Consider the following 6,413-nt stretch of genomic DNA (forward strand, 5'->3'; position numbering starts at 1 on the left):
AAGAGGGCAGATTCCTGGCGGCGCTCATGCGGCACGCCGGGTGGTTGACGCTTCGCAGCCCACAGGTGCCGGGCTCCACGTCCGTACACGACCAAGCCCGGCCGCGTTGAGGATGTTCAGGGCCGCGTTGGTATCGGCGTGGTCGAGGTGCCTGCACGAAGTACAGGTGAACGCGACGCCGTTACGGGAGCGGGGGTCACGGTGCCCGCAGGTTGAGCACGTTTGCGACGTGTACGCTGCTGGCACTTTCAGCAGTTGCCCGCCCCGCTCGGCCAGCTTGTACGCCAGCAGTTCAACGGTGCGTGCGTGGGCCTCGTCGAGCATGACCCGGTTCAGCCCGGCCTTCTGCCGCACGGTGCGGCCCGGCTCGGCGATGGTGCCTCTCGCTGAGCGGGTCATGTTCTTCACCCGCAGTTCTTCCACCGCCACGATGCCGTACCTCTCGGCGATAGTCGTGGTGGTTTTGTGCTGCCAGTCGTAGCGGCGGCGCTTGGCTCTCGCGCGTAACCCTGCGATCTGGTCGTAGGTGCGGTGCAGACGGTTCGACGTACGCTCGAACGGATCGCGGGCCCGCTTCTGCCGGGCGGCCTTGCGTTCCAGCCGCAGCAGCCGTTCGGCCTCCTTCGGCCGCAACCACGGTCCGTGGTGCTGGTCGTTGCCGTCGGACAGGGCCAGGGCGACGTTGACGCCCCGGTCGATCCCGACGGCGGGCCCCTGGTGCTGCGCTGGTGTCCCCACCTCCACTTCGGTGCGGAACACGATGTGCCAGCCGAGCGCGTCCCTGACGAGCCGGGCGCCGGTGGTGCGGCCGGGTTCACGGCCGACGCCGGGGATCGGCCCGGACCAGCGGAACCGGACCACGCCGACTTTCGGGATGCGCACCTGACCGACGCGGCGGGACAGGCGGGTGATCGCGAGGTCTCGTCCCTGCGGCACGTCAACGGACATGCGTGACCATAGGCGGGCTTTGAACTCCGGTGCGCACGCCCGGCCTTCCCAGCAGTTTCTCCACGCCCGCACGTACGTTTTCAACACCTGCTGTGCGGCTTGCGCGGGCAGGTCCGCGAGCCACGGGATGTCCTTGCGTGCCTGCCGGATCGCTTCATCGGCCTGCTTCAGTGTGGGGCGTCGGTCGCGTCCGCCGCCCCACGTCCACCACTCGTGCAGCAGGTTCCACATCGCACGGGCCGCGTGGCCCTGAACGTCGAGTGCGGCGGCCTGCTGCGCAGTGGGGGCGAGGCGACGTACGTATCCGTGGTTGATCTTCACGACGCGCCTTTCTTCCTCCACGGCCGCTCCCACTGGGTTTCGATGTACTTCTGGATGGTTACGGCGGACACGTTGCCGACCGACGACACAAAGTACGACCGGGACCACAGGGTCGGCAGCCGGCTGCGCAGGTGAGAGAACTCGTCACGAAGCACCCGCGAGGTGAAGCCCTTGAACTGGTTCGCGATGTACGACGGCGAGGCGTTCGGGTCGGCCCGGACGAACACGTGCACGTGGTCGGGCATGACTTCCAGCGCCACGATCGACCAGCCATGCTCGTCACACTTCTGTCCGATCAGGTCCCGCAGACGTTCGGCGACTGGGCCGACGAGCACGGGGCGGCGGTACTTCGGGCACCACACCACGTGGTATCCGAGGCTGTACGCCGCCCCACGGTTCGTCTGATATCCGGCCACGAGCCTAGTATACGCACGGCACGTAACTGACAGAGCAGCATCAGGGCAGCGATTCACCTGCCGCCTGAAGACGGCAGCCCTCTCGCCTCAAATCGGTAGAACGCGTCGCCCCGGTTGTCCTGCCGGGTGGCGATCCTCGCGCCGGGAAAGACTCCCCGCGGCCAGCGTTCCAGCATGGTGGGCCTGTCGCGCAGCGCGCGCAGGATCCCGTCGCCGACGGCGAGGAAGTACCGCACCACGTCGAGCTTCGTCAGCCCGCGCTCCGGGAAGTACGGCTTGTCCGGGCTGGAGACACGCACCACCCGCTCCCCGACCCGGATCTCCTCGGCGCCCGCCACGCCCCACACCGTACGACGCGTGGCCGGCCGACACAGCCTTTCGGGTCCGGGCAGGGTCAGGACAGCAGCGCCACCCCGACGGCCATGAGCGGCAGAGACACGAACAGGAAGATGCCGACCCCGGTGAGCACCCGGCCGCGCAGACCCCTGAGCACCGTCATCGCGCATCCCTTTTCGGCCGGCCCACCGCCGGCGCGGGAACATTGTGCCGCCTCGATACGCCCATCGCCGCCCCGGGTGCTCGCGGGGCAGCGCCCGTCAACAATCTGACGGCCGGCCGGGACGGGCACGGCGTACGGGTGCCCTGGTCCACCGCACGCACGGCGGCCGGGTGGACGCAACCGCCCACCCGGCCGCCGCGTCGTCAGTCAGCCCTTCTCCTTCTGGATCCGGTCCATCAGCATCTGCTTGGCCTGCTCGCCCGCCTTGCGGTTGTTGTCCTGGATCTTCCGGAACCAGGACGCCAACTCGTTGTCGCCGCGGGAGTCGGCGTCGGAGATGTACGTCTCCATCCGGTAGACCTGCTCCAGCGACATCTGCATCGTGTGGATGAGGTCGTAGTTCTTGTCCTTCAGCGGGCTCATCGATTCCTTGACCATCGTTGCCACCGGTGTACCTCCCCTGTCGCGTCTCGGTGCAGCCCGCGCTTACCCGGCAGGACCGGTTTCACGCGCCCTCCGGACGGGTCCGCGATTAGCCGCCGGAGCCGCCGGGTACCGGTGGCCGCATGGCGGAACTGGCGGCGCTGTGGATCGTCCGGCACGGCGAGAGCACGGCCAACGTCGCGGCGACCACGGCGGAGGCGGCCGGCGCGGAGCTGATCGGGCTGAACCACCGCGACCCGGATGTGCCGCTCTCCCCCACGGGCGAGGAGCAGGCCGGCGCGACGGGCCGCTGGCTCGCCGGCATGCCCCGGGAACGCCGCCCGGACGTGGCAGTGACGTCGCCGTACCTGCGGGCGGTGCGCACCGCCGAGCTGACCCTCGCCGGCACCGGCATCGAGTTGAGCCGGGACGAGCGGCTGCGCGACCGGGAACTGGGCATCCTGGACGGGCTGACCGAGCACGGGGTGGCCCGCCGGTTCCCCGAGGAGACGCAGCGGCGGGCCCGCCTGGGCAAGTTCTACTACCGGCCGCCCGGCGGGGAGTCGTGGACGGACGTGGCGCTGCGGCTGCGTACCCTGCTCGCCGACCTGCGCCGCGACCACGCCGGCGGCCGGGTGCTGCTGTTCGGCCACGACGCGCTGGTCTTCGTGCTCCGCTACCTGGTGGAGGGGCTGACCGAGGCGGACCTGATGGCGCTGACGCGGCAACACTCCATCGCCAACTGCTCGGTCACAAGCTGGTCGGCCGACGCCGACGGCCGGCTGCGCCCCGACACCTTCAACGACGTACGCCACCTGCGCCAGCAGGGCGCCCGGCCGACCAGGGAGGACGAGGTCGGTGCCGAACCGGTCTGACGCCGCGGTGATCACCCCGGGGCTGGCGGCCTGCTGGGCGGCGTTCGCGCACGCGGTGAGCGGACAACGCCTGGTCCCCCAGTTCGGCCGGATCGGTTTCCTGGCCCGGGAGCTGCTCGACGAGATACCGCACACGCTGGCCACCGTCTGACAGTTCCTTGTCTGGCCGAACGGCTGTGTGTAACGCGCCACACACTCCCTACGCTGTGTCCTCGGAGGCGGGCATCCTGTCCGTCTCCCGCCGGCCCGTCTCCCACCAGGAGCGTGGGTCGGCTGGAACAGCCCCATGGGAGTCTGTGTGAAGAACCTGCGTCGCAAGACCCTGGCCGCGGCGTCCGCCGTGACGCTCGGCGTCGGTCTCGCCGTCACCGGCGGACTGGCACCGGCGGCGGCCACCGGCCCGGAAGCCACCTTCCTGGTGCTCGCCCCGCAGGGCGCCGGCACCGGGCAGGCGGTCGCCCGGGTCACCGCCGCCAACGGCACGGTGGTGGCCAACTACGACAAGATCGGCGTACTCGTCGTCCGGTCGACCAACCCGAGCTTCACCAGCGACGTGCAGGGCGCCGGCGTCGAGTCGGCGGCCTCCACGGCCGGCCTCGGCACCGCCCTCGACGAGGGCGAGACCGTCGAGGTCCCGGCGGCCGACGTCGTCAACGCCACGGGCGACCCGACCAGGGAGCCGATGTACGGCCAGCAGTGGGACATGCCGATGATCGGCGTCCCGCAGGCCCACGCGGTCACCAACGGCAGCTCGAACGTGGTCGTCGGCGTGCTGGACAGCGGCATCTCCAGCAGCCACCCCGACCTGGCCAGCCAGATCGCCAAGGACAAGAGCGCGTCCTGCCTGGGCGGTGTCGCCGACACCACCGAGGCGTCCTGGAACCCGACCAACTCCGACCACGGCACCCACGTGGCCGGCACCATCGCCGCCGCCGTCAACGGCGTCGGCGTGACCGGTGTCGCCCCGGGCGTCAAGGTCGCCGCGGTCAAGGTGGTGAACAACGACGGCTTCATCTTCCCGGAGGCCGCGGTCTGCGGGTTCGTGTGGGCCGCCGAGCACGGCATGCAGCTGACCAACAACAGCTACTACATCGACCCGTGGGAGCTGAACTGCCGCAACGACGTGCGCCAGCGTCCGGTGTGGCAGGCGGTGCAGCGTGCCATCCGTTACTCGCAGAGCAAGGGCGTGCTGAACGTCGCCTCCGCGGGTAACTCCAACTTCGACCTCGCGCACAAGATCACCGATGACGGCAGCCCGAACACCGGGACGCCGGAGCTGCGCGAGGACCTCACCAACGCCTGCCTCGACCTGCCGGCCGAGGCGCCGGGCGTGGTGACGGTGTCGGCGGTCGGCCCGACCGGGCAGAAGAGCTACTACTCCTCGTACGGCCAGGGCGTCGTCGACGTCACGGCCCCGGGTGGCGACACCCGGTTCCGTACGCAGGGTGTCCGGTCGACCATCGCCGACGCGATCCTGTCCACCACCTTCAACACCGCGACCCGGACCGACGGTTGGGGTTACAAGCAGGGCACCTCGATGTCCGGTCCGCACGCGGCCGGCGTCGCCGCCCTGGCGCTGTCGGCCCACCCGGACCTGACGCCGGGTGAGCTGGCGTCGTTCCTGGAGCGCACCTCCGTGGCGCAGTCGTGCCCGGCGGGCGTGTACAACCCGGTGCCGCTGATCAGCGCCGCCAACCCGCACCTGTACGACGCGACCTGCTCCGGCGGGGAGCGTAACGGGTTCTACGGCGCGGGCATGGTCAACGCGTACAACGCGGTGAGGTGACCGCCTGACGGCGGAAGTGGTGGGGTCCGGCGCGTGCGCCGGGCCCCATCCGTTTCTCACCGCCGCCAGCCGACTTCTCACCGCAGCCAGCCGAGGAAGCGGCGGTGCAGGGTGCCGGCGGGCGCCCAGGTCAGGTCCTCGGCGGCGCGGGCGAACTGCGCCCCCATGTACAGGGCGAGAGACATCGGCGCGTCCGCGAACTCCGCCCGCAACTCCTGGCGACGGGTGCGACAGGGCCAGGGGGCACCGCAGCCGCCGCAGGTCCAGATCGGCAGGACCGGGCCATGGGTGGTCACGCCCGCGCCTCCAGGAACCGGGCCATGATCGTCCGAGCCTGCCGGCTGGTCGCCCACTCCACCTGCCAACACGGGTACGGCGTGAGCCTCCCCCACCACGCGCGGCAACCCGTGCACATCCCGTCCAACCCCCGCAGGTGGACGGCCAGGATCGTCTGCTCCTGCTCGTCGTTCACCCGGTCTCCCCGTCTGGCCAGTGGCCACGGTTGACCGGAATCCTGTGCCGGACACGGCAGGGCAACTCTTCGCCGCAACGGCAGATGCGACGCCATCTCCGCCAGGACCAGACCGGCCGGTGCCGCCGGGCGAGGGTCATCGCGGCGGCGCTCAGGTACTCCTCGTACGAGACGCGTCGGGTGCGTGCGGCCGGGAGATCATGACAGGTGGCGTCGCTGGTGGAGCGGCGGCGCCATCGCCGGTCCGGCACCGCCCGGGTGATGTCCTCGACCGCTACCCGATCCGCCCCAGCCAGCGCGAGAAGGCGCCGCTTCGCGGCCTCCCGCTCGACCGCCTGGAGCTGCTCACTCCGACCCTCCGCCGAGTCGTTCCGTCGCACCGATCACCGCCACCTCCCGTGAGAGCCCGAGAACGGCCCCGGCGGAGTTGGTGGCAGAGACCGACACCGTCGCGACCCAGGAGAATCCTGGCGCTACACAGCGCGATGACGGCAGATGGCAGGCGTCCGTCACGACATGGCGGACAGCCCAAGATGACGGACGGCGTCGGCAACTTAACGATCCCCACGGATAAATCCGGGGGATTTTCCTCCGGGGCCAGGCCCTGGATTCCCAGCTCGGACCGCACCTGATCCACCGTCCCGGAAGGAGGCGATCAGATGTCTTACGTCGT

At 70.4% G+C, this 6,413-nt stretch carries 7 protein-coding genes and 2 pseudogenes; 3 read left to right on the plus strand and 6 right to left on the minus strand.

The window, feature by feature from the left end:
- Positions 1-24: 24 nt before the first annotated feature.
- The 4 genes and pseudogenes from ACGFIZ_RS12320 to ACGFIZ_RS12335 all read right to left on the minus strand — a co-directional run bounded on the left by ACGFIZ_RS12320 (position 25) and on the right by ACGFIZ_RS12335 (position 2,622).
- A complete protein-coding gene (locus tag ACGFIZ_RS12320; protein ID WP_393418522.1) occupies positions 25-1,269 on the minus strand; it encodes an RNA-guided endonuclease InsQ/TnpB family protein in 1,245 nt (414 codons plus the stop codon).
- Positions 1,266-1,685 (minus strand): IS200/IS605 family transposase, encoded by a 420-nt coding sequence (tnpA, locus tag ACGFIZ_RS12325; protein ID WP_393418524.1) that lies wholly within the window; start codon positions 1,683-1,685, stop codon positions 1,266-1,268. Before tnpA ends, ACGFIZ_RS12320 begins: the two co-directional genes overlap by 4 nt.
- Positions 1,686-1,777: 92 nt before the next feature.
- A pseudogene (locus ACGFIZ_RS12330) lies at positions 1,778-2,030 on the minus strand (ATP-dependent DNA ligase); the annotation flags it as partial.
- 361 nt (positions 2,031-2,391) lie between these two features.
- Entirely contained in the window at positions 2,392-2,622 is a 231-nt protein-coding gene (locus ACGFIZ_RS12335; protein ID WP_347669835.1) for a hypothetical protein, read from the minus strand.
- Between the two features lie 128 nt (positions 2,623-2,750).
- Between ACGFIZ_RS12335 and ACGFIZ_RS12340 the strand changes: the two genes are divergently transcribed.
- From ACGFIZ_RS12340 to ACGFIZ_RS12350, 3 genes are all read left to right on the plus strand, one after another.
- Complete coding sequence (locus ACGFIZ_RS12340; protein WP_393418526.1) at positions 2,751-3,482, plus strand: histidine phosphatase family protein; 732 nt, start codon at positions 2,751-2,753, stop codon at positions 3,480-3,482.
- Complete coding sequence (locus tag ACGFIZ_RS12345; RefSeq protein ID WP_393418528.1) at positions 3,466-3,633, plus strand: hypothetical protein; 168 nt, start codon at positions 3,466-3,468, stop codon at positions 3,631-3,633. The genes ACGFIZ_RS12340 and ACGFIZ_RS12345 overlap by 17 nt, the downstream gene beginning before the upstream one ends.
- A 147-nt stretch (positions 3,634-3,780) precedes the next feature.
- A complete protein-coding gene (locus ACGFIZ_RS12350) occupies positions 3,781-5,268 on the plus strand; it encodes a S8 family serine peptidase (protein WP_393418530.1) in 1,488 nt (495 codons plus the stop codon).
- Positions 5,269-5,345: 77 nt separating this feature from the next.
- Here ACGFIZ_RS12350 and ACGFIZ_RS12355 read toward each other — a convergent pair whose 3' ends face one another.
- Together ACGFIZ_RS12355 and ACGFIZ_RS12360 are read right to left on the minus strand one after the other, a co-directional pair.
- Positions 5,346-5,564 carry a hypothetical protein gene (locus tag ACGFIZ_RS12355; RefSeq protein ID WP_393418532.1) on the minus strand — a complete coding sequence of 73 codons (219 nt, stop codon included), beginning with the start codon at positions 5,562-5,564 and terminating at the stop codon, positions 5,346-5,348.
- Positions 5,561-5,908 (minus strand): annotated as a pseudogene (locus tag ACGFIZ_RS12360) (hypothetical protein); the annotation flags it as partial. The gene ACGFIZ_RS12355 and the pseudogene ACGFIZ_RS12360, both read right to left, overlap by 4 nt.
- Between the last annotated feature and the right edge of the window lie 505 nt (positions 5,909-6,413).

The organism is Micromonospora sp. NPDC048830 (assembly GCF_043198215.1).
GTDB lineage: Bacteria > Actinomycetota > Actinomycetes > Mycobacteriales > Micromonosporaceae > Micromonospora.